Here is a 22894-nt window from a genome sequence, read left to right as displayed (position 1 = left end):
TGCATTTGTCGCAAGGCAGGATTGGCAAGCGGCGTTGCGATAGCTAAGCCCGCCGCATGACAAAACAAATTCTGCTCGCCCTTGGCGCAACGACAATCCTCGCAACCTCCGCTTTCGCCGCCCCTCCCGCTGGAACAGACCCGGCAATGTGGGCGCTGGACCATGATCCTGTCGCCTGGGAAATTACCGAAGGCCTGACCACCGAGGTTGGTGCACGGCAAGGCGGGACCGAGGCCGAAGCACGCGGGCGGGCATGGGCGCTCGGCTATCTGCGCAAGGCGGGCTTCGCCAATGTCCGCGAAGAAGCGTTCGACATGCCTACCTGGGTACGCGGAGAGGAGCGCGCTTCGGTCGTCAGCCCCTTCCCGCAGAAATTTGCGATAACGGCACTGGGCAATAGCGGCAGTACGGGTGATGCGGGACTTGAGGCAGAAGTCGCCTATTTCCCGACAATCGATGCCCTGCGCGCAGCACCCGATGGCAGCCTTACCGGCAAGATTGCTTTTGTTGGCCACGCCATGAAACCGGCGCAGGATGGTTCAAGCTATGGCGCATTCGGGCAAGCGCGCTTTGTGGGGCCCAACATTGCGGCGAAGAAAGGTGCGGCTGCGATAGTTATCCGCTCGGTCGGCACCGACCATAACCACCGTAATCCGCATACCGGCAACACCAATTTCGAAGCTGGGGTTACGCCGATCCCTGCAGGTGCATTGTCGATCCCCGATGCCGATAATCTGGTTCGCATGGTAGAGCGCGGAAAGCCGGTCAAACTCCGTCTGCTCCTGACACCGAAAAATCTCGGCACGCAAAAGTCGGGCAATGTCGTCGCAGAATTGCCGGGCAGTAATGCCGCCCTGCCCCCCATCGTTATCGCCTGCCATCTCGACAGCTGGGATCTGGGCACCGGCGCGATAGACGATGCGGCAGGGTGCGGCATCATCACTGCCGCCGCCAGCGCCATCAAGGGCATGAAGCGGCAGCGGACGATCCGCCTGCTCTGGGCCGGGGCCGAAGAGGTCGGCATCTGGGGCGGCAAGGCCTATGCCGAAACGAACAAGACCGTCCCCCATGCACTCGCCATGGAATCCGATTTCGGCGCTGACCGCGTCTGGCGCGTCGACTTCAAACTGCCCGACAGCGCGAAACCGCTCGCCGACCGCATAGCGGCCAAACTGGCGCCGCTTGGTATCGCTCGAGGCAAAGACCCAGCCAGCGGCGGGGCCGATGTCGGTGCGATCATCGCCGCGCAAAATCTGGGCATCATCGACCTTCAGCAGGATGGCAGCCGCTATTTCGATCTTCATCACACCCCCGACGATACGCTCAGCATGATCGACAAGGCACAGTTGCGGCAGAATGTCGCGGCGTGGACGGCCGTCTTGTCCGAACTGGCCAATTATGAGGGCGATCTAACCGTCGCGCCTAAGCCATGAAGCCAGTCTATCTGGCATTGGCTACACCTCTGCTCTTGGCTGCATGTGTGGAAGAACAGAGCCCAGCACAATCTGAACTGGCAGCAGAGAAAATCGCTGCCGAGGATGATGCAGCGGCTGTGAAAGAAGAGCAAAAAAGCATCGAGGCAGCCGCCGACGCGGCGGCCAAACTGGTGGAAGAAGAAGCACGCGCCGAGATCGAACAATATCAAGCGGGCGAGGCTGAGGCTGTAGCTGAAAAATAAGGAAATGGTCGGGGAGACAGGATTCGAACCTGCGACCCTCTGCTCCCAAAGCAGATGCGCTACCAGGCTGCGCTACTCCCCGACGTGGAGTAATTTCATTCGTTTTTCAAAACCTTTTGGGTTTTGAAGGTGGTGGGCCCGGAGGGACTCGAACCCCCGACCTAGCCGTTATGAGCGGCCAGCTCTAACCAACTGAGCTACAGGCCCCCTGGGAAACGCGCCGATAGCGGATGGCGGGTTGCAAAGGCAAGTGCCAATTCACATCCGCTTTCCTATTCAGCCAAAGGCCGCACCGGCGATTGCGGAAATCGACGACGGCACTACATTTCGCTTCCGCAAATGCGCGAACACTTCTTCCCACCAGATGTAGAAAGTTTCGAGTTCCTGCTCGCACCGCACATAGGGCGTATGCCCTGCTGCCAGTGACGGAGAATGGAAGGAAAAGGTCAGAACAGGCAGTTGGGCTTCCAGCGCGAGATCGATCGCTTCAAGCGCCTTTGCAACCGGAATTCCTTCCGGGGTGAGTGCGATCCGCTCAAGCATCCCACCTCTTGCAAGCACGGCTCGCATCGCTTCGGATTCAAAAGCGCGGTCAAAGAGAAAAGGCCCGATGGACCGCAAGGCACCGCCAAAAACCGATGTCACCGGCAGCTCCAGCAACTTGCCCCTCTCCACCCAATAAGGCGTCAATGGGCAGCGCGCATAATTGGGGCCGCCTTGCCGGCGATAGTCGAACAACGACCGAACCGACGTATCGATTTTAACACCCAATTCGGTCAGGAAGGAAGGCGTATGGCCGCCCGCACCATATCGACCAGCGCGATAGCTGATTGCGGCGACCCCGATCCGTTTCTCGACAACCTCGTATAAGGCAAGCAGCTTTGCGCGTTCGAGTTCGAGGGGGAGGTTGCATGCATAACTGTTGTGCGCGCTGACCTCTTCGTCGAAGGGCGGGTTGACCCATGGGTGCAACTGCAAGCCGATTTCAGCGACCCCACGCTTGGCCCAGTTCCCGAAAAGTTCGGCTCCAAACCCGTCATTGGCCACAGGATAGTCGACAAGATAGGCAGGCTTGATACCCTGCCCTTCACACAAGGCCTGGAATGGCGCGATTTTGTGAAGATGTTCCAGCCCATGGCGATCACGCGTGAAACCACTGTTCCAGTCGAACTCTTCTTCGGTATCTACTGTTACGATAAAGCAAGGTTTGGAGAGCGCCGAAAGGTCTACCGCGGGGCCGTTACTCGGAAAATAAGGAGACTCGACCAAATCTGTCGCCGCCTCCTTCGAAATCATGTTAGTCGCCCCCGATGTCCCTGACGTCCAGATCGCCATTCTGAACCGTAGGCAAAGTCAGTAGCAAGCTTTCCTTTTGAAAGCGTAAATCGCCACCAACCTTGCGCGCCAGATTACGCACCAACCTTAACGAGAAACCAAGCCCAAGCAAGGGCGAGGCCAGTTCGACATCGCTGTTTTCAGGGTCGATGGCACTTGAACCGAACAACTCGGCATCGCTTAGCCCCCGTAACTTGAGTGGCAAATCCAATTTGAAGCTGTTGACAACCGAACGGCCGACTTCGGTCTTGATGCGTCCATGCAATCTTTCTCCAGGGGCACAGCCGATGATGATCGCCGATACCAACCGGGAGAAGATGCGCTCTGCCAAGTCACGATCGACCGCAAATGGCCGCGCCGGATCGGCGATGATCAGATTGATATCAACATCCATCTGATCGCTGATAGTTGCCAGACGATCTGCCAGCTTGCGCACAAGCCAGGCGCATTCGGTGATGCCGTCATCCAGTTCAAGATTGCCCGAATCGAGCCGGGCAGCGGTCGACAAATCATCAAACCCGGCAAGCAGCCGTTGTGCATCAAGCAGGATGGCCGACGCCATCGACCTATAGTCGCCCGATACCGGACCAAACAGCTGTTGCTCAATAATCTCGGCGAAACCGGCGATGGCACCCAAGGGCGTACGCAGTTCGTGAACGACCTGCTGCATCGTTTCACCATGACGTTTGCGTTCCGCCTGAAAATCGACAGAAAACTCGGCTTTCTCGGTCAGGTTAGGCCGTCGCATTATTCCACGAAAACCCCGGAATCGGCCGGTCAGCGCATCGAAAAAGGGCGAAGCGCTGATGCGCCAGTCGCCGTCTATCATCGGGCTGCCCCGCATCGTCATACGGGCATTTTCCATTGGCATACGCTGCCGGAACGCCGCTGCCGCATAGGCATCGGGGCCGGGGCCGTCGTCATAGGCCGGCTGTGCGATATCGACACCGACAATCGCGCCACGCGGCGCACCTTCAACCCAGACAATCGTGCCATTGTCATCGGTTTCGAAACGGATTTCGACCGAGGGCTCTAGGGCGATTTCGACCTCGTCATCGACGAAAGGCAGCCGCGGTGCCTCACTGCTATCCCTGTTCCTGCGCCACTGTTCGATGCGCTCAACAATGGCACCGATTTGCGATACCGGCTTTTCAGGCGCCAGCACTTCATTCGCTTCAGCAACAGCTTCTACTTCACCGGCGATGCGGAAATCAGCACCTGCCCAATTCGACAATGCGAGTTTCGTTGCCTGCCCAAGATCCTTACGATTACGCAAAAAACCCCGCGCGCGCACCGGCAGTTCAGGGACAAGTTCCGCCCATTGGCGATCATCAAGCTGTGCGCCTGCAATCGCAATGGCGGCGACCGCGGGTACATCGCCCGAGAGCAATTGCACCAGCGGCGCAGATCTGATTCGACCAGCGAGCGCGGAAACGCCAGCAATCCGGTCTTCAACCGTCAGTCTGGAAGCCAATTCACGCGCACGCACAAGGCCCGCCGCAACAAGCTGCGGGTCCTGACCCACAGGATTCTGGGCCAAAAGATCGATTAACTGACGCCATTGCCCGACATCGCCAGTCCCGCTGGACTGGCCGATGTTGCGCAATGCTGTGCCGAGGCGGTCATCTACGCGCAACGAAATCCCTGCCCACTTTCTTATGATTGGATACCACCGATAGACATCGGCGCAGAGTCGCAAAAGCAGCATTTTTGGGGCGTCACACAATGGGACAGAGGCAGAACGAATGCCTAATCAGGCGGAGCGAATGTCTATCGAACAATTGCCTTGCTCTATAATTTTATTATACGTAATCTGTTATCTACACAGGGAAATAACGCGCCATGGCAGCAATAAATTTTGATGCGATCGATTTGAAACTTCTGTCCGAACTGCAGGAAAATGGTCGCATCACCAATGTCGAGCTTGCAAGCAAAGTCGGATTGACGGCTCCGCCGTGCTTACGTCGTATGCGCACGCTCGAACAATCGGGTGCGATCAAGGGTTATCACGCCAATATCGACCCGGCGACATTGGGCTATTCGATCATGGTATTTGCAATGGTCAGCCTGAAAAGCCAGGCAGAGGCAGATTTACGGGCTTTTGAAGAGCATGTCCGTTCACTGCCCAATGTTCGTGAATGCCATATGCTGAATGGCGAGATAGATTTCATCCTGAAAATCGTCGCGCATGATCTGCAGTCTTTTCAGGAATTCCTGACATCGCAACTCACTGCGGCGCCTAATGTTTCTAGCGTCAAAACCTCTTTGACGATCCGGACCGCCAAAGACGAACCAGGCGTTCCTATTCCCGAATAATCCGAACCCGAATCAAAAAGGGCCCGCGACATGACGTCGCAGACCCTTTCGTAAATGCAGTGACTTAAGATCGTTCAGGCAGCAGGAGCTGCTGTCTGCTGGTCTATGTAGATCGTCCAATATTCCGCAATTCCCTTGCGTTTCGGGCTGGAAACCTTTGCCAGATCAGCCTTGGCACCGGCCAAATCACCCAGATTGATCTTGGCTATTGCCAGATTGGTCAGCGCACGGTCAGTCTGGTTGACACCATCGCGGTCAACGATCGAACCCTTGGCCAGAGCAGCCTCATACATCGCCTTGGCACGATCAAACTGGTTGAACGACAGCAGGGCATCCCCCGTCAGCATCGCGCTATAGCCTTTGGGGTCAGCCAGTGCCGCCTTTTCGTCAGCGGCCCAAGAGCCCGAAAGTTCAGGAATACGCGTCTTAGCACTCGTATAGATTTCGGAGAAGGTCATGTTGCTCTTCGAAATCGTTCCCTTGGCAAAGCCTTCGTCGAGCACCGCCACAACCTCTGCCGGATAGCGGCGGGCATCGGCATATTCGACATATTGCTTATATTCATGCTCGAACATGATCGCTTTGGCCTTGCGCGCCAGACGCAGCATCGCGAGCGATTCCAGATTGTCGAGGTCAGCAATCGACTGATATTGGAAGATAGCGTCGTGATAGGTTTCGGGACGCGGATCGACCTTGATCATTTCCTTGCCCCAGAACAGGATCTCGTTCTTATCCTTCATTTTGGCGGCATAGTTGGCCGCCTGAGCATACCATTGCTTTTCCGGCGTTCCACCGGCAGCTTTGGTTGCGTCTATTGCCTTGCGCAGCCAATTGATCGCTTCGCCAAAGTTATTCTGCAGACGATAGGTGTTGGAAATCTGCACCTCTACGCTGCTGCCGCGATAACCCATATTATAGGCCTCAAGCATCTTCTTTTCGGCACCGGGATAGTCCTTGTCGCCATAAGCGAACACGCCTTGCTGGAACACATAAGCAGACTTCAGTTCTGCGGGCGCAGCATTACTGTCGACGATCAGGTTGACGCCTTTGCGCTGAAACGACACGTCCTTGAGCTGGCCGCCGAGGTTGAGCGCAAAAATACCGGCTTCATAGCGGTCATCGGGAGTCATAATCGCGGCTTCAACGGCCGGAAACGCAGCCTGAGCTGCGGCCAGGTCCTTCTTCTTCACCAACGCATCGGCAGCCGGCGCATAGGCCTTCTGGAATTCCTTGGAGAAGTTGCGCTTAACGGGCTTGGCAGCTTCTTCTTTCTTCTTTTTGTCGTCCTTTTGCGCATAGGCAGCAGGCACAGCGACAAATGCACCCAAAGCAAGGGCAGCGGCAAATTTCGAAATGCGATTCATTCTACTCTCCAACTAGAAAACAGACCGGCCAATCGCACAAAAGGCGGCCCTGATTTGCCGCCATCCTTACGCGCCTCGCCCATGTTTCGCAATCGGGATAGCGGTGCGCAGATGAATTCCGGTTGAATGCATTTGTAAACTATCCCTACCGCCGCGAATCTGTGGATAAACTGGTGAAAAACGTGCATTTCAGGGGTGCTCGGGTGGCTATTTCCACCCCGCTGAGCTAGGGTCTGCCAATACAGAAAATAATAAGGATTTTTGCGGCGTGAGCGAAGAGATCGAACCGATCGAACCCACTGATATTTCCCCGGTAGACATCGTCGACGAAATGAAGTCGAGCTATCTCGACTATGCTATGTCGGTGATCGTCGCCCGCGCGCTGCCCGATGTGCGCGACGGGTTGAAGCCTGTGCACCGCCGCATCCTATTCGCCAGCCAGGAAGGCGGCATGGTCGCAGGCCGCCCCTATCGCAAATCGGCGAAGATCGTCGGCGACGTGATGGGCAATTACCACCCGCATGGCGACAGCGCGATTTACGACGCGCTCGCCCGCATGACGCAGGATTGGTCGCTGCGCGTACCGCTGATCGATGGTCAGGGTAATTTCGGTTCGATGGATCCCGACCCCCCGGCGTCGATGCGTTACACCGAGGCGCGCCTGAAAAAGGTCGCCAACGCGCTACTCGATGATCTCGACAAGGATACCGTCGATTTTCAGCCCAATTATGATGGCTCGCGTCAGGAGCCACAGGTCCTCCCTGCCCGCTTCCCCAATCTGCTCGTCAACGGCGCGGGCGGCATCGCGGTCGGCATGGCGACCAACATCCCGCCGCACAATCTGGGTGAGGTTATCAAGGCCTGTTTGGCCTATATGGAAAACCCCGCAATCACGGTCGATGAACTGATCGAGATCATCCCTGCTCCCGATTTCCCGACCGCCCCGCTGATTCTCGGCCAGACCGGCGCCCGCAATGCCTATCGCGAAGGGCGCGGCTCGATCGTGATGCGTGCGCGGCATGAAATCGAAGAGGGCAAGGGCGACCGTCGCTCGATCGTGCTGACCTCTATCCCCTTCCAGGTTGGCAAATCGGGCCTGGTCGAAAAGATTGCCGAAGCGGCTAAAGACAAACGGATCGAGGGTGTTTCGGACATCCGCGACGAATCGAGCCGCAAGGGCGTGCGCGTCGTCATCGATCTGAAGCGCGATGCAACCCCCGAAGTCGTGCTCAACCAGCTCTGGCGGCACACCCCGGCGCAGTCGAACTTCCCTGCCAATATGCTCGCGATCCGCGGCGGACGGCCCGAAGTGCTGACACTGCGCGACTTTATCGAAGCCTTCATCCGCTTCCGCGAAGAAGTCATCACCCGCCGCACCAAGTTTGAACTGAACAAGGCCCGCGACCGCGCGCATATCTTGCTCGGTCTTGTCGTTGCCGTCACCAATCTGGATGAAGTGGTGAAGATCATTCGCGGGTCATCCTCCCCGCCAGTCGCGCGCGCAGCGTTGATGGCACGCGAATGGCCGGTTGCGGAGATTGCGCAATATATCAAGCTGGTCGAAGCCATCGAGACCGAGATTGAGGGCGACAGCTATCAGCTCTCCGAAGTCCAGGTCCGCGCGATCCTCGACCTGCGCCTCCATCGCCTGACCGCGCTCGGCCGCGACGAGATTGGCGACGAGCTCAAGAAACTGGCGCTTGAGATCGAGGAATATCTCGCCATCCTCGGCGACCGGGTGAAGCTCTTCGCGGTGATGCGCGAGGAACTGGAGGCGATCGACCGCGAATTCTCCACCCCGCGCCTGTGCGAAATCGCACCTAGCTGGGATGGTCTTGATGATGAAGACCTGATGGAACGCGAAGAGATGGTCGTCACCGTGACCCATGGCGGCTATATCAAGCGCACCGCGCTCGCCACCTTCCGCGCGCAGAACCGCGGCGGCAAGGGCCGTGCCGGCATGGCGACCAAAGATGAGGATGCTGTCACCGAATTGTTCGTGACGAGCACGCACACACCGGTGCTGTTCTTCTCCAACATCGGCAAGGTTTATCGTCTGAAGGTCTGGCGCCTGCCCGAAGGCGGGCCTTCGACCAAGGGCCGCCCGATGGTCAACTTGCTGCCGCTGGGCGAAGGCGAAGTCATCTCCAACGTGCTCACTTTGCCCGAGGACGAAGCCGAATGGGGCGGCCTCAGCGTCGTCTTTGCAACCGCCAAGGGCTATGCGCGACGCAACAGCATGGATGCCTTTGCGAACATCCCGTCGAACGGCAAGATCGCGATGAAGTTTGAAGGCGAGGATGCCGACGACAAGCTCATCGGTGTCGAACTGCTGACGCCGGAGGACGATGTCCTGCTGGCAAGCCGCGCGGGCAAGGCAATCCGCTTTGCCGCTGACGACATCCGCGAGTTCCAGAGCCGCGCCTCCACTGGCGTACGCGCGATGAAGCTGGCGAAAGGGGATGAGGTCATCTCGCTCTCGATCCTCAAACGCGTCGGTACCACACCCGAGGAGCGCGAAGACTATCTGCGCTTCGCCCCGTGGAAGCCGGAGAAGGAAGGCGAACCCACGCTGTCGCCCGAACGCCTCGCCGAAATGGCGGAGCGCGAACAGTTCATCCTCACCGTCTGCGCCAATGGCTATGGCAAACTGTCATCAGCCTATGGGTATCGCCGCACGGGCCGCGGTGGTCAGGGGATCACCAATATCGACAATATCGAACGCAACGGCCCCGTCGTAGCGAGCTTCCCCGCGACCAAGGGTGACCAGCTGATGCTGGTCACCGACCAGGCCAAACTGATCCGCATGCCGCTGGATTCACTGCGCGTGCTGGGGCGCGGGACAGCCGGTGTGCGGTTGTTCAATGTCGATGACAATGAGCATGTTGTGGGCGCGGCGAAGATTGAGGAAAGTGATGAAGGTGACGATGTTGAGGCGTGATTAGCTCGGTAAAAATTTATACCTAAAAACTTCTCAATCTGTCGGACCGGATAATTCGCCAGTCGCCATGAGATAGAAACCTAACGCCGCAGCTGCACCAACACCAATACCTACCCAGCCAGCAGTACTTATGCCAGCTTTGGCTTTCACTTGCTTCAGTGCTTCGCGGTCAGAATAAGACATTGGTACAAATTGAGCATCGTATAGCTTTATTCCAGCAACGGACAATTGCTCAGAACGCCCAATGAGGTAAGAAAACTGAATCATAGGAGCCAAAGAGCGGAGAGTTGTTGCGTCGCGCCGCGAAAGCAATAGCTGTGGCCCAGCCTCAACATTTAGGCGAAGCTGATCTGTTTTCGATTTTGTTTTCGTTCCTCCAACTGGTGCAGATAAACGAACTTGCGCACCAAGGCCTTGGTGCATTTGCGGATGTGCGCCGGGATACTTAGACAAGTCGGCTGTCAATCCGCTGGCATTCGCCGTGCCGCTCATGAAAGAGGCAAGCAAAGCACATTTCAAAACAATAGCCGATGATTTCAGTATCACTTTTGTTCCCTTTAACGGCGTCATAATGTTGTTGCTTTGGCGATATCTGGTAATCATCGACAAACAAAACCCTTCAAGGAACTAGTACACGAAGGTTTTCTTGATGGCGGCGGTGCTGGGTGTGAAATATTTTTCCTAGAAGGAATAAGGAAAGAAGAAAGAAGACGTCGTCTGATGACGACCACGTTGCTGGGTAAAGCTGCGGCCCTTCTTCCTTTTTCCCTTCTTTCTTTTAGGGGAATCTATCCCCTTCTTCCGGCACGGCAGTGCCCATATTTGTTTCACACGAAGGCTACGACGATTTTGAAGAGGGTGGCCTAAACCATCCCCTCATCCCCATTCGCTGCGTGCGCGATCTTTGAAGCAAGAGCTACGCTCTTGAAAATCTTCGTGCTCTTCGCGTGAACAAAAATCCACGCTGTCCTACACGCACTTCTTCCGCATATGTCCTTTGCCTTTTCGATAAAGGACGCATGCCATGAACCACCCCTCCCCCCTCCGCCACGATACCGACGTCAAACTGCCTGCCGCCGCTTACCTCCGCTATGAATCCCGCGCCGATGGCTGGAGTGGCGGGCGGCAAGCGGCGTTTCTGGCGCATCTGGCCGACAATGGCGTGGTCGAGGATGCGGCGCGGTCGGTGGGGATGAGCGTATCGGGTGGCTATGCGCTGCGGCGGCAGGCGCGGGGTTTTGCCTTTGATCTGGGTTGGGAGGCCGCGTTGATCCTTGCCCGGCGGATCGTTGCCGACCGGTTGATGAGCGCTGCGATCCGGGGGGAAGAAGCCCGCTGGGTGCGCGAAGAAGGCGTCACCACCTACACCCGCCAAAACACCCGGCTGTCGATGGCGCTGCTCGACCGGGTAAACCCCGCAACCGCCGTGCCAGAGGTGTTGGCGGTCGTGGTGCGTTTCGATTGCTATTTGCAGATGCTCGACGAAGGGCTGAACGGGCAGGAATTGTGGGATTTGTTCTTTGAAGAGGCGCTTCCCGCCAGCGACCGAGAGGCGCGGGCAAGGGTAAGGCATTCGCTTCTACTTTCTGAAGAATCTGCGAGTTTAGACGAGGAAGAGGGACAGGAGGAACCGCCGATCGAGTATAAATCAATGGAAGGACCGGCGCCGCGCGATGGATATATTCGTGGCGCAAACCCGATCCGCTCCGCAAGCTCTGTGCGAACCCAATCTACCAGCTTGAAAAGCCGAATGTCTTTTGCCAGTCTCGCCCCCATAGCCGCCGCGAACAGACACGCGGCCGACGATGGGGGCTGGAAATGCTGTTGAACACTCCAATCTGGCTGCTGGGGATTGTCGTCTTCATCTTGCTCTATGTCGCGCTGGAATGCGGCTTTCGGCTGTCGCGGCAACGGCGCAGCGAGGATGAAAAAGAGGGGTCAGACTTTCTCGCCTCCGCGACTTTGGGCCTTCTTGCCTTGCTGCTGGGCTTCACCTTTTCGCTGGCGTTGCAGAGGCATGAAGAGCGACGCAGTCTGGTGATTGCAGAGGCCAATGCGCTCGGCACCAGCTGGTTGCGGATACAGGCCATTGATCGCGCCGATCGTGAAAGGATCGTCGAACCGTTCCGACGCTACGCAGAGTCGCGCTTGCAATGGTCGCTCGCCAGCGACCATGGCGATGATGCGGTCGCCTTTTCCAAACAGACCCAGCAGCAGCAAACAGCCGTGTGGAATGCCGTGATTGCAGCACTTGCCAATGGCGAGGCGGTGGTCGACAACAAGTTGATACTCGATCCGCTGAACGAAAGCTTTGATCTGGCGGCAGAAAGGGAGGAGCGGAGGACGGCACATTTGCCCGGCTCGATGCTCGCCATGCTGCTGTTCTTCATGCTGTTCACGACCGGGCTTGTGGGTTGGCGGCTGGGCGAAGTCGGGCGACGCATGATCCTGCCTTCGGGGCTGACCGTTGCCCTGCTTGCGCTGACCGTTGCAATCACGCTCGACCTAGATTTCAGCAGGAGCGGGACGATAACCGTCTCCCAAAGAGCGATGGAAAAGGCGGTCGCGACGATAGTTCCATCAGCAGCTAATCCGGCGAACTGACATGGATTCGCTGTGGACGGTCACTCACCCTTCGGCGAAATGCCCGCGTTTGACCAAAGTGGTCACCACCCCGGTCGCAACCATCAACACGCCGCCATAGTACAACATCCAGATGGCAAGGCTGACCCAGCCCGCCTCGGCCAGCGCCCCTGCCCGTGCGAAGATCAGCAGGTCGGAGGCGACAAAGGCCATCGCGCCAAGGCCCACACGATAGCGGGGGAAGTTGCTGTTCCATGCGCAGGCCGCCATTCCTGCGACGAACAAGGTATAAACTGCCGCTTGAATCCCCAACTCACGCTCGGCGGGCAGGAAAAAGGCAATCACCGGCGCGAGAATGAAGACCGCTATCGCGAGCAATTTCTGGCTGAAAACCGGATGCACCCGCCGGTGCCGCAGAAACAGCGCAATGGCGACGACATGGCCGATGGCAAAAGCAATCGCGCCCCAGATCATGTCGATCTCCAGCAAGCCATCGCCCAGCGCCCAAAAGGCCATCACCGCCGCGAGCAGCAGAAATTCCCCGCTATGATGCTTGCGCAAGGCAAAACCGGCAAGCAACCCCACCCCGCCCATCTTCCACGCAATCGAAGCTATTTCAGGCATCTGAAGCTGCCAGCTAAGCGGATAGGTGAGCCCGAAAAGCAAACTGGCAAACAGCCACGGGCGTTTATGTGCGAGGTCTTGGGTCATCCCTTCCCTTCGCTTAGGCATTCCGCCAAGACAAGCGGAATCAGGCCAACCATATGATCGGCAGTCAATCCCGGCCCTCCCTGCACGCCGATGTCGCCATGCAGCCAGCAAGCGATGCATGCAGCCTCGAACGCCGTATGTCCTTGCGCGAGTGTCCCGCAGACCAGCCCCGTCAGCACATCGCCCGATCCTGCTGTGGCCAACCAAGGCGAAGCATGCCGGTTGACTGCCAAACGCCCATCCGGTGCAGCAACCACGGTTTCCGGGCCTTTGAGCAGAACCACGGCCCCGCTCACTTCCGCTGCCAATCGTGCCGCGGTCCTGCGGTCTGCTAGATCAATTGCGGGAAACAACCGAGCGAACTCGCCTTCATGCGGTGTCAACACGATCTGGTCGTGCAGATGTTCAAACAGCTTCGCCGGGCAATTTTCGAAGCTGGTCAGCGCATCCGCATCGAGCAAAAGTGGAACCCCTTTTTTGAGGAGGTGCATCACTGTATCGCGCGTATGCGACGAAACCCCGGCCCCCGGCCCGATGGCTGCCGCACGTACGCGTTCATCAACGATCGCCAGATGCGCGTCTTCCTCACGCAGCATGATCGCCGTCACATGGGCGGCATGCTCGTGCAGTGCGTCGCGCTCGCCCACCAGCGTCACCAACCCTGCCCCGACCGCCAACGCCGCCTGCGCTGTCAATCGCGATGCGCCCGTATGCAAGGCAGGCCCGCTGAACACCATCGCACTCCCCCGCGCATATTTGTGCGTGTCAGCAGGCGGCACCAGCAGCACTGGGCGCTCGATCACCCGCTCATCGGAAATGGTGCAGAGAAAGCTCATGCTGCAAAGCATGCCGCTTTTGCCTGTGCATCGCCACGCTTTTTTGATAGCGGCGCGGCCTATGTCTAATCATCAGGTTCATATCATCGGCGGCGGGCTCGCCGGAAGCGAAGCGGCGTGGCAGCTTGCCAAGCGCGGGGTCAAGGTGCGCCTGTCCGAAATGCGCGGTGGCGGCGATATGACGCCAGCACACCAGAGCGATGGTCTCGCCGAAATGGTCTGCTCGAACAGCTTCCGTTCGGACGATGCTGATAATAATGCGGTTGGCCTGTTGCATCAGGAAATGCGGCGTCTGGACTCGCTGGTGATGCGCGCGGCGGAAGTGGCAAAGGTGCCTGCGGGTTCGGCGCTGGCCGTCGACCGCGACGTGTTTTCGGGCGAGGTCACGCGGCTACTCTCCGAACAGCCCAATGTCGAAATCGTCCGCGAAAGAGTCGACACACTCCCGGCGGACGGCCTCACCATTGTCGCGACCGGTCCGCTGACCGCGCAATCGCTGGCGCAAAGCGTCTTGTCTGCAACCGGGCAAGACAGCCTCGCCTTTTTCGATGCCATCGCGCCGATCGTTTATCATGACAGCATCGACATGGACGTCGCCTGGTACGCCTCGCGCTGGGACAAGGGCGATGGCAAGGATTATATCAACTGCCCGATGGATAAGGACCAGTATCTCGCCTTCCATCAAGGCCTGCTCGATTCTCCCAAGGCCGAGTTCAAGGAGTGGGAGACCGACACGCCCTATTTCGAAGGCTGCATGCCGATCGAGGTGATGGCCGAACGCGGGCTTGATACGTTGCGCTTTGGGCCGATGAAGCCGGTCGGGCTCGACAATCCCAAGACCGGGCGCTGGCCACATGCGGTGGTGCAATTGCGACAGGATAACAAGCAGGGCACGCTGTGGAACATGGTCGGATTCCAGACCAAGATGAAGCATGGCGCGCAGGTGGAATTGTTCCGCAGTATCCCTGGTCTGGAGAAGGCCGAATTTGCACGACTGGGCGGATTGCACCGCAACACGTTCATCCGTTCGCCCATTTTGCTCGACCGCCAGTTGCGGCTGAAATCTGCGCCGCATATCCGCTTTGCCGGGCAGATAACCGGCTGCGAAGGCTATGTTGAAAGTACCGCGGTCGGCTTGATGGCGGGGATCATGGCAGCGAACGAGCTGGCAGGGCGCGACTTCGCGCCGCCGCCCGAAACGACCGCTTTTGGCGCCTTGCTGCACCACATCACCGGCGATGCAGAGGCCGAAAGCTATCAGCCGATGAACATCAATTTCGGCCTCTTCCCGCCGCCCGAGGGAAAGGTGCACAAGAAGGAACGGAAGGCCTTCATGACAAACCGCGCACGGACCGAACTGCAGCGCTGGATGACCGAATTCGGGCTCAGCAGCGGCAATTAGGCTTGGCTGTTTTTTTGGGACGGGTGGAAAGAAACTCCTTTCGGGTCAATAGATTATCACGGTTGGAATCGGCCCCAGCAAAACGCTCCCCAGTAGCCGCAGCCCATTCCTCGAACGACAACAGATTATTGCCATCGCGGTCGAGTTTTTTGAAATCTTTGGTCCGGCTCGACATCATCTCGATGCGCGAAACCAGCTCGTCGCGGTTTCGATCATATCGGTTGAACCGCACTTCCTCCCGGCTCAGCTTCGTCGCTTTCGGCGGTTCAGGCGGCGGAGCGCCAAAGGCTGGCGCGTCTTTGCCCGCAACAGGCAGTTCCAGCGGCGCAGGTTCCTCTGGTGGCGGTCGCGGAATGATCAGATCGGCTGCCGCCCAGCTCTGCCAGAACCAATATCCCAACGAAGAGGCGATCAAGGCAATCCCCGCGCCAGCCAAAAGCTTCCGCATGGCTCAACACTCCGGCACCACCCTGTGTGAAGGACCCGATTGTGCGAAAAACTAACGCCCAGTCAAGGCATGCAAGCCCATCCGGACAAATATTCGAAATCCAGCAAGACCCGTTGCGTTTCTATCACTGGTATAAGCAAGCCACAAAAGGTTCAATGGCTTCAGGCCGGGGAGTATCTCTGCTTTTCCAGCGTACGCGGGAAGCCCCAGACTTCCCCGCGCCCAGCAATCTCCTGCAGTATCGAAGGCCTCTGTCGATATGCGATCACCGGTCGACCAAAACGCATAGCTACCGAACACAACATCAGCGCGAGCTTTATTTGCGGCAACTATTGCCGGACTTTCTGCATCACCGTCAGCCGAAACAATGAGCTCCCATGCATCAACCAGTGATTGCATCCCAGGAACCAAACCCTCAGGATTCTCGCACGCCGATAACCTGGCCAGCAATGGCTCTCCTATCGGGCGGGTATCACTGTTCTTTTCCAGTTGTTCACGCCACCAGGCTAACCGCAATTGCATTATTAGAGATTCTTGGCCCTTCGAAGCCAGCGCCATTAACCGGTTGTCAAATTCGAGCAGCAGCGAAAGTGCCTCGCGCAGATCTCGTCGGGCATAAGCCACGGCCAAGCGCTGCGGGGGAGAGAGATTTTGCGCGATATCCATTCCGGTATTCCAAAACACGCAATTGCGACGACGCACAAGGGCGAAGATTTGGCTTGGCACATGGTCACCAAATAGCCGGAAGGTTAACGCAACAGCCCCCAAATTTGAGAGAAATTACAAATTTTCAATACTTAGCATTCTTTACGCGTCGTCAAATTAACCTGTTCCTAACCCTGTTTCTTCAAGCGACGGTTACACCCGTGCCCGTAAACGGCACGATAAGTCCAATTGGATTTGACAGGGGATTTAGACCGTGAAGAAGAATCTGGAGACCAAAAGTCTCGCTGGCGTGCTTTCACGACTGCGTAAAGATGAAGCCGGTAATACCATCGCCATAATGGCGGCGGCTGTCATTCCGGTTATCGGTCTTGTCGGCGGCAGTGTAGACATGAGCCGCATCTACCTGACGCAAACGCGCCTGCAGGCTGCGTGCGATGCGGGTGCGCTGATGGGGCGCAAGGTCATGGCAGGAGGGGCATGGGCCGACAATAGCGGCCGTGCCAATTCTCAGGCGAACGCCGCATTTCTTGCCAACTTCGAGAGCGGTGCATATGGAACGGAGAGCCTCGCAAAGTCCTTCTCCGAATCCGGGGGCAAAGTCACCGGAACAGCATCAGTCGACATCCCGATGACGCTGATGAAAGTGCTCGGCCAGGAAGAGCGAACCATCAGCGTCAGCTGCAGTGCGGAAATGCGCATCCCCAATTCAGACGTGATGTTCGTGCTCGATACGACCGGCTCAATGGACGATCCGGTTAATTCAAGCCAATCAGTTTCTGCGACAAATCCGGTGAAGATTACCGAGCTGCGCAAGGCTGTTAAGTGCTTCTATGAAACGCTGACCCAGAAAAACATTGCCGACGTGACCGCTGCGCAATGCGGTGAAACCGCTGAACCAGTCGAGTCTGCGTCGAACACATCTCAGATCCGTTTTGGATTTGTGCCTTATTCAATCAACGTCAATGTCGGTCGACTGCTTCCGCTAGAGTATATGGCTGATACTTGGTTCTATCAGACCCGTCGTGCCAATACGACGGTTGATCCCGACAATAGCTATACATTGGGCGCACCAGGCCCCCTGACACAAAGCGGTTCTCCTTCCACCAATCCGACTACCGGTAGCTGGCAAAATATGGGGAACAACATAACGATCAACGGTACGTTGTATCTGAAAACCGTGTCGGTCAGCAAAGCACCGCTTAATTGTAACAATATCAGCTGGCCGCCGACGCAGAACACTGGGCCCACGGTAAACGGGCCTTATGAAACGTCGACGGACACGCCGAGCTATCCGGCCAATTCCACGACATCTTACTACGAAAAAACCGAAACGAGCGGATCGACGGAATATCGATATGTACCGACGGACAGCAATCCCAGCAAAAACAAGAGTTGTGTATTGCAGCGCAAGGTGAGCTCGTCGGTTAAAACAACGCAATATACGGCTTCACGGCCAGTGACTTGGATACCGAAGACGATATTCAACAACTGGACATATGACCGTATGGAAGTGAACGTTTCTGCGCTCAAAAATACAGCAACGAACAGCTACAACAGTTCACTCACGCTTCCGATTGGAACAAGCGGGGCCAATACGACTATCAACTGGGACGGCTGCATCCTCGAACGGCCTACGCAGAAAAATGTGACGACATGGGATACGTCAGCGTCATCGCCGCAAAAGGATATGGCGATCGACCTCATACCCAATCCGTCAGACCCGACCACATTGTGGGGGCCTCGACTCCCCAACGTGCTGTATTCGCGTAGCGACTCGAACGGCTGGACGCTTAACCCGGTCACGACGACGTCCAATTTCAGCCGTCCGACATCAGGTTCCACGACAACAGCGTGCCCATCTCCTTCCAAGCTTTTGGAAGTTTGGGATGCCAGCGTGTTTCAGACATATATCAACAATCTGACCACGGACGGGTATACGTTCCACGACATCGGCATGTTGTGGGGTGCCCGATTGATGTCGCCCACCGGAATTTTCGCCACGCATAACGCGGTTGTGAACGATAATGTGCAGCGGCACATGATTTTCATGACCGACGGCGACACCAACGCCAATCCTGATGCCTTGTCAGCCTACAATGTTCCGTGGTTTGACAGACTCCAGACCGATGGCGCTCCGTCCACTTCGCAGTTGAACACCTTGACAGACGATCGGACTGCAGCGCTTTGCACGGCGGTCAAGAATATGAACATCACCCTGTGGGTCGTATCCTATGGTTCGGACGTTTCCGGTTCGACCAATGCGAGGCTGCAGGCATGTGCTTCGCCGGGCAAGTTCTTCCAATATCAGGCAGGGGTCAGCCTGACGACCCAGTTTAAGCAGATCGCCGGGCAGATTGCCGCCCTGCGCCTGACTACGTGAGGATCGTTGCGATGAAAAAACTCGACATGCAAAAGCTGCTTCGCAACCAATCGGGTGTGTCGGTCACCGAATTCGGTTTGATTGCGCCTGCCGTCATCACCATGTTGCTTGGGACGATGGATGTCGGCCACACACTGTATATGCGGACCGTCATCGACGGCGCGATTCAGGAAGTGGCGCGCGATTCATCGCTCGAAGATGGAGGCGTTTTGTCTAAGCAAGAGGCGATCGACGCCCGTATCAAAATGCAGATACGAAAGCTCAACAAGAACATCGATCCCGCCCAGGACATCAAAATCAAGCGTCGCTATTACCGCAACTTCTCGAACGCATTCAATGCCGAAGAAGAAGACTATACCGACACAAATGACAATGGCGTCTGTGACAATGGTGAACCCTATGTCGATGCCAATTTGAACGAAGTATGGGACTCAGACGGTGGTGACGAAGGCCAGGGGGGCGCAAAGGACGTTTCAATCGTAACGGTAACGGTGACCTATGACCGCCTGTTCCCGCTCGCCAAGTTGATCGGATTGCCCGAACAGATCACCATTGCTGCAAACACCGTGCTGGCAAACCAGCCTTATGCCGAGCAAGCAGCCTATGCTGCCCCACAGACGAGAAACTGCGATGATTGATACCCGGAAAAACACCGAAAAATTCCGCAACTTTGCAGTGGAATTGCGCAATGACCGAAGTGGTCTAGCGCTAGTCGAATTTGCCATATCGCTACCATTTTTTATGGGACTGGCGGTCGCTGGCCTTGAAACCGCAAATTATGCGGCGACAACGATGCAGGTAAACCAGATTGTCGTGCACGTCGCGGATAACGCCGCGCGAATGGGTGCCAACAGCCTTTTGACGGCGAAGCGTGTGTCTGAAATCGACATCAACGACGTTTTCACCGGTGCACGGCATGAAGGCCGCGGCCTGACCATTGACGGATTCCACCCCTATCTCGATCCGGGTACCAACCAGATCGTTGCACGCGGAAATGCCCGCATTTTCCTATCCAGCGTTGAACCGGTAGCCAACCCCAACCCCAGCAACAAATTCCGCATTCGTTGGCAGCGCTGCTCAGGCCCGGGCACACACTATCAGCCACTTTATGGCAAGCCGGGCACCCATGGGAACGTCGACGGCATCGGTCCGGCTGGTCGTCAGGTGACTGCCCCTGAATATGGAGCCGTGATGTTTGCCGAAATCCACTATCATTTCCGGCCTATGCTCGACATCGGTTTCTCCAATCTGGTGGAGAAGGAAATTGTGGCTACTTCTGCGATGATCGTTCGTGACTCGCGCGATTTCACGCAAATCTACAATGCGGAAGGTGTAACGCCGTCAACTTGCAGTTGATGGCGTTCGCCAAATTCTAGCGGCCAAATAATTTCCTGACACCGCCGGCAATCTTGTCGGCGTTGATCAAAGTCGCGCGCTCCAGATTGGCTGCATAGGGCATCGGCACATCTTCGTTTGCGATGCGCAAGACAGGGGCGTCGAGATCATCGAAACCTTCTTCCATGCAAATGGCAGAAATCTCGCTGCCGACAGAGCAGGTTGCCCAGCCCTCCTCTGCAATGACAAGGCGATTGGTTTTGGCCAAGCTCGCCAGCACCGTGGCCTTATCCAGCGGACGGATGGTACGCAGGTCGATGACTTCGGCATCAATCCCCTCACCCGCCAGCTTTTCGGCGGCATCCAGTGCAAAGCCGACACCAATCGAATAGGATACGATAGTGACGTCCTTGCCGTCACGGACGACGCGCGCCTTGCCAATCGGTAGGACGAAATCATCGACAGCCGGCACTTCAAAGCTGCGACCGTACATCAGCTCGTTTTCGAGGAAGACAACCGGATCTTCGCAGCGAATTGCGGCTTTCAACAAGCCCTTCGCGTCCGCCGCGTCGTAAGGCGAAATCACGATTAGGCCGGGAACGCTGGCATACCAAGGGGCGTAATTCTGGCTATGCTGTGCACCGACGCGCGCCGCAGCGCCATTGGGGCCGCGGAAGACAATCGGGCAACGCATCTGGCCACCGGACATGTAATTGGTCTTCGCGGCAGAGTTGATGATATGGTCAATCGCCTGCATGGCAAAGTTGAAGGTCATGAACTCGATAACGGGACGCAAGCCACCCATGGCTGCCCCAGTACCAATGCCGGCAAAGCCATATTCTGTGATGGGGGTGTCGATTACGCGGCGTGGCCCGAACTCTTCAAGCAGACCTTGAGTGACTTTGTAAGCACCCTGATATTCGGCGACTTCCTCACCCATTACGAAGATGCGGTTATCGGCGCGCATTTCTTCCGCCATTGCATCACGCAACGCTTCGCGCACGGTGACAGTTGCCATGGCTGTGCCCGCAGGAACGGAGGGTTCGGCTACAACTTTGGGTGCAGCAGTAACGGGTTTTGGCGTTTCGGCAACAGCAACAATCATTGGCTCTGCTTTTGCAACTGGCGCGGGCGAAGCGGCCTCATCGTCGCCTGATATGAGCGCAATTACTGTGCCGACCTTCACGCCGTCGGTGCCTTCGGCCACTAGGATCTGTGAAACGGTGCCTTCGTCAACCGCCTCAAATTCCATTGTTGCCTTGTCGGTCTCGATTTCGGCAAGGATATCTCCGGACGACACGGTGTCGCCCTCCTTCACCAACCATTTCGCCAGCGTGCCCTCTTCCATGGTGGGCGACAAAGCGGGCATTTTGAGCTCGATTGCCATTAGTAAGCCTCCACCAGCACGTCAGTATATAATTCGGAAAGATCGGGCTCGGGCGCCTGCTCGGCAAACTCAGCCGACGCATTCACGATAGCGCGGATTTCCTTTTCAATGGCTTTCAACTCGTCTTCAACAACACCCATCGCGAGCAAATCTTCCTTGCAGCCATCGATCGGATCGGATTTCTCGCGTACCGACTGCACTTCTTCGCGGCTGCGATATTTGGCCGGGTCGGACATGGAGTGGCCGCGATAACGGTAGGTTTTCATTTCGAGCAGGATTGGTCCCTTGCCACTACGCACCCAATCGAGCGCAACTTCGGCCGCCCCACGAACCGCAAGCACATCCATGCCGTCGACTTGCAGTCCGGGAATGCGGAAACTCTCACCGCGGCGATAGAGTTGGTCCTCTGCCGAAGCGCGATTGACGCTGGTGCCCATCGCATATTGGTTATTTTCGATCACGAAGATGATCGGCAGTTTCCAGAGCTCCGCCATGTTGAAGCTCTCGTAAACCTGTCCCTGATTCGCTGCGCCGTCACCGAAATAGGCAAGGCATACGCCGCCATCATTGTTATATTTGTGGGCGAAAGCGAGGCCAGCGCCGAGCGAGACCTGCGCGCCAACAATGCCATGACCGCCATAGAATTTATGCTCGGTCGAAAACATGTGCATCGACCCGCCTTTGCCCTTCGAAATACCCGCAGCCCGGCCCGTCAATTCCGCCATGATGACGTTGGGGTCGATGCCATAAGCCAGCATGTGGCCGTGGTCACGGTAGCCGGTAATCACGCTGTCCTTGCCAGGCGTCAGCGCCGACTGCAGGCCTATAGCAACGGCTTCCTGCCCGATATAGAGGTGGCAAAACCCGCCAATGAGACCCAGCCCATAAAGCTGCCCCGCCTTTTCCTCGAAACGACGGATCAAGAGCATCTGCTTGTAGAATTCGAGCAGTTCGTCCTTGCTCGCCTTGTAAGGCACCGAAGTTGCGGGACGTTCGCGGTTCGCAATCGCGTCACCGGAAGCTGAAGGAGCTTTGACCTTTGCAGGCTTGGTCGCTGGGGATTTTGCCAATGCGTCGTCCTCTCACGGGCTTTTGGTTTGACGTTAGGGAAAGCGCCTAAAGATTCGAGCGCCCCTATGGAAGAGCTTTTATGCGCAAGCCGCACATGACATAGCTATTCATTATCCTTCAACGGGATAACAATTTCGTCGGGAGCGACGACATTCAGCTCCTTGCGCATCAGTTCACCGGCAAGGTCGGGGTCGACATTGTCGCGATCGAGCAACCGCTGGCGGTTGCGCAGCGCATCACGCTCTTTCTCTAGTTTCGCCAGTTCCTTGCTGCGCTCATTCAGCGACTGCTTGTAATCCGCCCAGGCGATAATCCCAGTTGGTCCAAGCAACGCGTAAGAGGCAATCAGAAGCAAGGCGACCAACGCCGCTGCCGTCACCAGCTTTGCCTTGAATTCTTCCGGATTCGTCTTGCGTTTCGCTTTGGCCATGCAGGACTATA

21 protein-coding genes and 2 tRNA genes are annotated in these 22894 nt (G+C 56.9%); 10 read left to right on the top strand and 13 right to left on the bottom strand.

Going from position 1 to position 22894, the window contains the following annotated elements:
- The first annotated feature begins 56 nt into the window (after nucleotides 1-56).
- Both DXH95_RS05365 and DXH95_RS05360 read left to right on the top strand, forming a co-directional pair.
- Nucleotides 57-1433 carry a M28 family peptidase gene (locus DXH95_RS05365; RefSeq protein ID WP_115548375.1) on the top strand — a complete coding sequence of 459 codons (1377 nt, stop codon included), beginning with the start codon at nucleotides 57-59 and terminating at the stop codon, nucleotides 1431-1433.
- Nucleotides 1430-1678 (top strand): hypothetical protein, encoded by a 249-nt coding sequence (locus DXH95_RS05360; RefSeq protein ID WP_115548374.1) that lies wholly within the window; start codon nucleotides 1430-1432, stop codon nucleotides 1676-1678. Before DXH95_RS05365 ends, DXH95_RS05360 begins: the two co-directional genes overlap by 4 nt.
- Nucleotides 1679-1683: 5 nt before the next feature.
- Here the strand turns inward: DXH95_RS05360 and DXH95_RS05355 are convergent.
- The 4 genes from DXH95_RS05355 to DXH95_RS05340 form a co-directional block, all read right to left on the bottom strand.
- A tRNA-Pro gene (locus DXH95_RS05355) sits at nucleotides 1684-1760 on the bottom strand.
- 48 nt (nucleotides 1761-1808) lie between these two features.
- Nucleotides 1809-1885: transfer RNA gene (locus tag DXH95_RS05350), tRNA-Ile, on the bottom strand.
- Between the two features lie 69 nt (nucleotides 1886-1954).
- Complete coding sequence (locus tag DXH95_RS05345) at nucleotides 1955-2974, bottom strand: polysaccharide deacetylase family protein (RefSeq protein ID WP_115548373.1); 1020 nt, start codon at nucleotides 2972-2974, stop codon at nucleotides 1955-1957.
- A 1-nt stretch (nucleotide 2975) separates the two neighbouring features.
- Entirely contained in the window at nucleotides 2976-4649 is a 1674-nt protein-coding gene (locus tag DXH95_RS05340) for a histidine kinase dimerization/phospho-acceptor domain-containing protein (protein ID WP_181883580.1), read from the bottom strand.
- Nucleotides 4650-4855: 206 nt separating this feature from the next.
- Between DXH95_RS05340 and DXH95_RS05335 the strand changes: the two genes are divergently transcribed.
- Complete coding sequence (locus tag DXH95_RS05335) at nucleotides 4856-5329, top strand: Lrp/AsnC family transcriptional regulator (protein ID WP_115548371.1); 474 nt, start codon at nucleotides 4856-4858, stop codon at nucleotides 5327-5329.
- A gap of 74 nt (nucleotides 5330-5403) precedes the next feature.
- Here DXH95_RS05335 and DXH95_RS05330 read toward each other — a convergent pair whose 3' ends face one another.
- A complete protein-coding gene (locus DXH95_RS05330) occupies nucleotides 5404-6693 on the bottom strand; it encodes a tetratricopeptide repeat protein (RefSeq protein WP_115548370.1) in 1290 nt (429 codons plus the stop codon).
- A 268-nt stretch (nucleotides 6694-6961) separates the two neighbouring features.
- Here DXH95_RS05330 and gyrA point away from each other — a divergent pair, with 268 nt between their 5' ends.
- Entirely contained in the window at nucleotides 6962-9634 is a 2673-nt protein-coding gene (gene gyrA, locus DXH95_RS05325) for a DNA gyrase subunit A (RefSeq protein WP_115548369.1), read from the top strand.
- 33 nt (nucleotides 9635-9667) lie between these two features.
- On the opposite strand, the gene DXH95_RS15990 is transcribed toward gyrA, so the two are convergent.
- Complete coding sequence (locus DXH95_RS15990) at nucleotides 9668-10237, bottom strand: hypothetical protein (RefSeq protein WP_147291687.1); 570 nt, start codon at nucleotides 10235-10237, stop codon at nucleotides 9668-9670.
- A 421-nt stretch (nucleotides 10238-10658) separates the two neighbouring features.
- On the opposite strand from DXH95_RS15990, the gene DXH95_RS05320 reads away from it, so the two are divergent.
- Nucleotides 10659-11462: a hypothetical protein gene (locus DXH95_RS05320; protein WP_115548368.1), complete on the top strand. Its 804-nt coding sequence runs from the start codon at nucleotides 10659-10661 to the stop codon at nucleotides 11460-11462.
- A complete protein-coding gene (locus DXH95_RS05315) occupies nucleotides 11453-12238 on the top strand; it encodes a bestrophin-like domain (protein WP_115548367.1) in 786 nt (261 codons plus the stop codon). Before DXH95_RS05320 ends, DXH95_RS05315 begins: the two co-directional genes overlap by 10 nt.
- 24 nt (nucleotides 12239-12262) lie before the next feature.
- Here the strand turns inward: DXH95_RS05315 and DXH95_RS05310 are convergent, their stop codons facing one another.
- Together DXH95_RS05310 and DXH95_RS05305 are read right to left on the bottom strand one after the other, a co-directional pair.
- Nucleotides 12263-12928, bottom strand: a complete 666-nt coding sequence (locus DXH95_RS05310; protein WP_115548366.1) for a lysoplasmalogenase family protein — start codon at nucleotides 12926-12928, stop codon at nucleotides 12263-12265.
- Entirely contained in the window at nucleotides 12925-13764 is an 840-nt protein-coding gene (locus DXH95_RS05305) for an NAD(P)H-hydrate dehydratase (RefSeq protein ID WP_181883579.1), read from the bottom strand. The genes DXH95_RS05310 and DXH95_RS05305 overlap by 4 nt, the downstream gene beginning before the upstream one ends.
- A 61-nt stretch (nucleotides 13765-13825) precedes the next feature.
- On the opposite strand from DXH95_RS05305, the gene trmFO reads away from it, so the two are divergent.
- Nucleotides 13826-15166 (top strand): methylenetetrahydrofolate--tRNA-(uracil(54)-C(5))-methyltransferase (FADH(2)-oxidizing) TrmFO, encoded by a 1341-nt coding sequence (gene trmFO, locus DXH95_RS05300; RefSeq protein ID WP_115549415.1) that lies wholly within the window; start codon nucleotides 13826-13828, stop codon nucleotides 15164-15166.
- Here the strand turns inward: trmFO and DXH95_RS05295 are convergent.
- Both DXH95_RS05295 and DXH95_RS05290 read right to left on the bottom strand, forming a co-directional pair.
- A complete protein-coding gene (locus tag DXH95_RS05295) occupies nucleotides 15150-15614 on the bottom strand; it encodes an EF-hand domain-containing protein (protein WP_115548364.1) in 465 nt (154 codons plus the stop codon). The genes trmFO and DXH95_RS05295 overlap by 17 nt on opposite strands.
- Before the next feature lie 51 nt (nucleotides 15615-15665).
- Nucleotides 15666-16280, bottom strand: coding sequence for a hypothetical protein (locus DXH95_RS05290; protein ID WP_115548363.1), 615 nt, complete (start codon nucleotides 16278-16280; stop codon nucleotides 15666-15668).
- Nucleotides 16281-16533: 253 nt separating this feature from the next.
- On the opposite strand from DXH95_RS05290, the gene DXH95_RS05285 reads away from it, so the two are divergent.
- The 3 genes from DXH95_RS05285 (at nucleotide 16534) to DXH95_RS05275 (ending at nucleotide 20016) form a co-directional block, all read left to right on the top strand.
- Nucleotides 16534-18660 carry a TadE/TadG family type IV pilus assembly protein gene (locus tag DXH95_RS05285; RefSeq protein WP_115548362.1) on the top strand — a complete coding sequence of 709 codons (2127 nt, stop codon included), beginning with the start codon at nucleotides 16534-16536 and terminating at the stop codon, nucleotides 18658-18660.
- A gap of 11 nt (nucleotides 18661-18671) precedes the next feature.
- On the top strand, nucleotides 18672-19298 hold the full coding sequence (locus DXH95_RS05280; protein ID WP_115548361.1) for a TadE/TadG family type IV pilus assembly protein: 627 nt from the start codon (nucleotides 18672-18674) through the stop codon (nucleotides 19296-19298).
- A 103-nt stretch (nucleotides 19299-19401) separates the two neighbouring features.
- Nucleotides 19402-20016, top strand: coding sequence for a pilus assembly protein (locus DXH95_RS05275; protein WP_239016548.1), 615 nt, complete (start codon nucleotides 19402-19404; stop codon nucleotides 20014-20016).
- A gap of 16 nt (nucleotides 20017-20032) precedes the next feature.
- Here DXH95_RS05275 and DXH95_RS05270 read toward each other — a convergent pair whose 3' ends face one another.
- From DXH95_RS05270 to DXH95_RS05260, 3 genes are all read right to left on the bottom strand, one after another.
- Nucleotides 20033-21382, bottom strand: coding sequence for a pyruvate dehydrogenase complex E1 component subunit beta (locus DXH95_RS05270; RefSeq protein ID WP_115548359.1), 1350 nt, complete (start codon nucleotides 21380-21382; stop codon nucleotides 20033-20035).
- On the bottom strand, nucleotides 21382-22452 hold the full coding sequence (pdhA, locus tag DXH95_RS05265) for a pyruvate dehydrogenase (acetyl-transferring) E1 component subunit alpha (RefSeq protein ID WP_115548358.1): 1071 nt from the start codon (nucleotides 22450-22452) through the stop codon (nucleotides 21382-21384). The genes DXH95_RS05270 and pdhA overlap by 1 nt, the downstream gene beginning before the upstream one ends.
- A 104-nt stretch (nucleotides 22453-22556) precedes the next feature.
- Nucleotides 22557-22883, bottom strand: coding sequence for an FtsB family cell division protein (locus DXH95_RS05260; RefSeq protein WP_115548357.1), 327 nt, complete (start codon nucleotides 22881-22883; stop codon nucleotides 22557-22559).
- Nucleotides 22884-22894: the final 11 nt, after the last annotated feature.

This window comes from Sphingorhabdus pulchriflava (assembly GCF_003367235.1).
Lineage (GTDB): Bacteria > Pseudomonadota > Alphaproteobacteria > Sphingomonadales > Sphingomonadaceae > Sphingorhabdus_B > Sphingorhabdus_B pulchriflava.
Note: the sequence above shows the minus strand (reverse complement) of the source record. Positions and strands in the feature narration are given on the sequence as shown.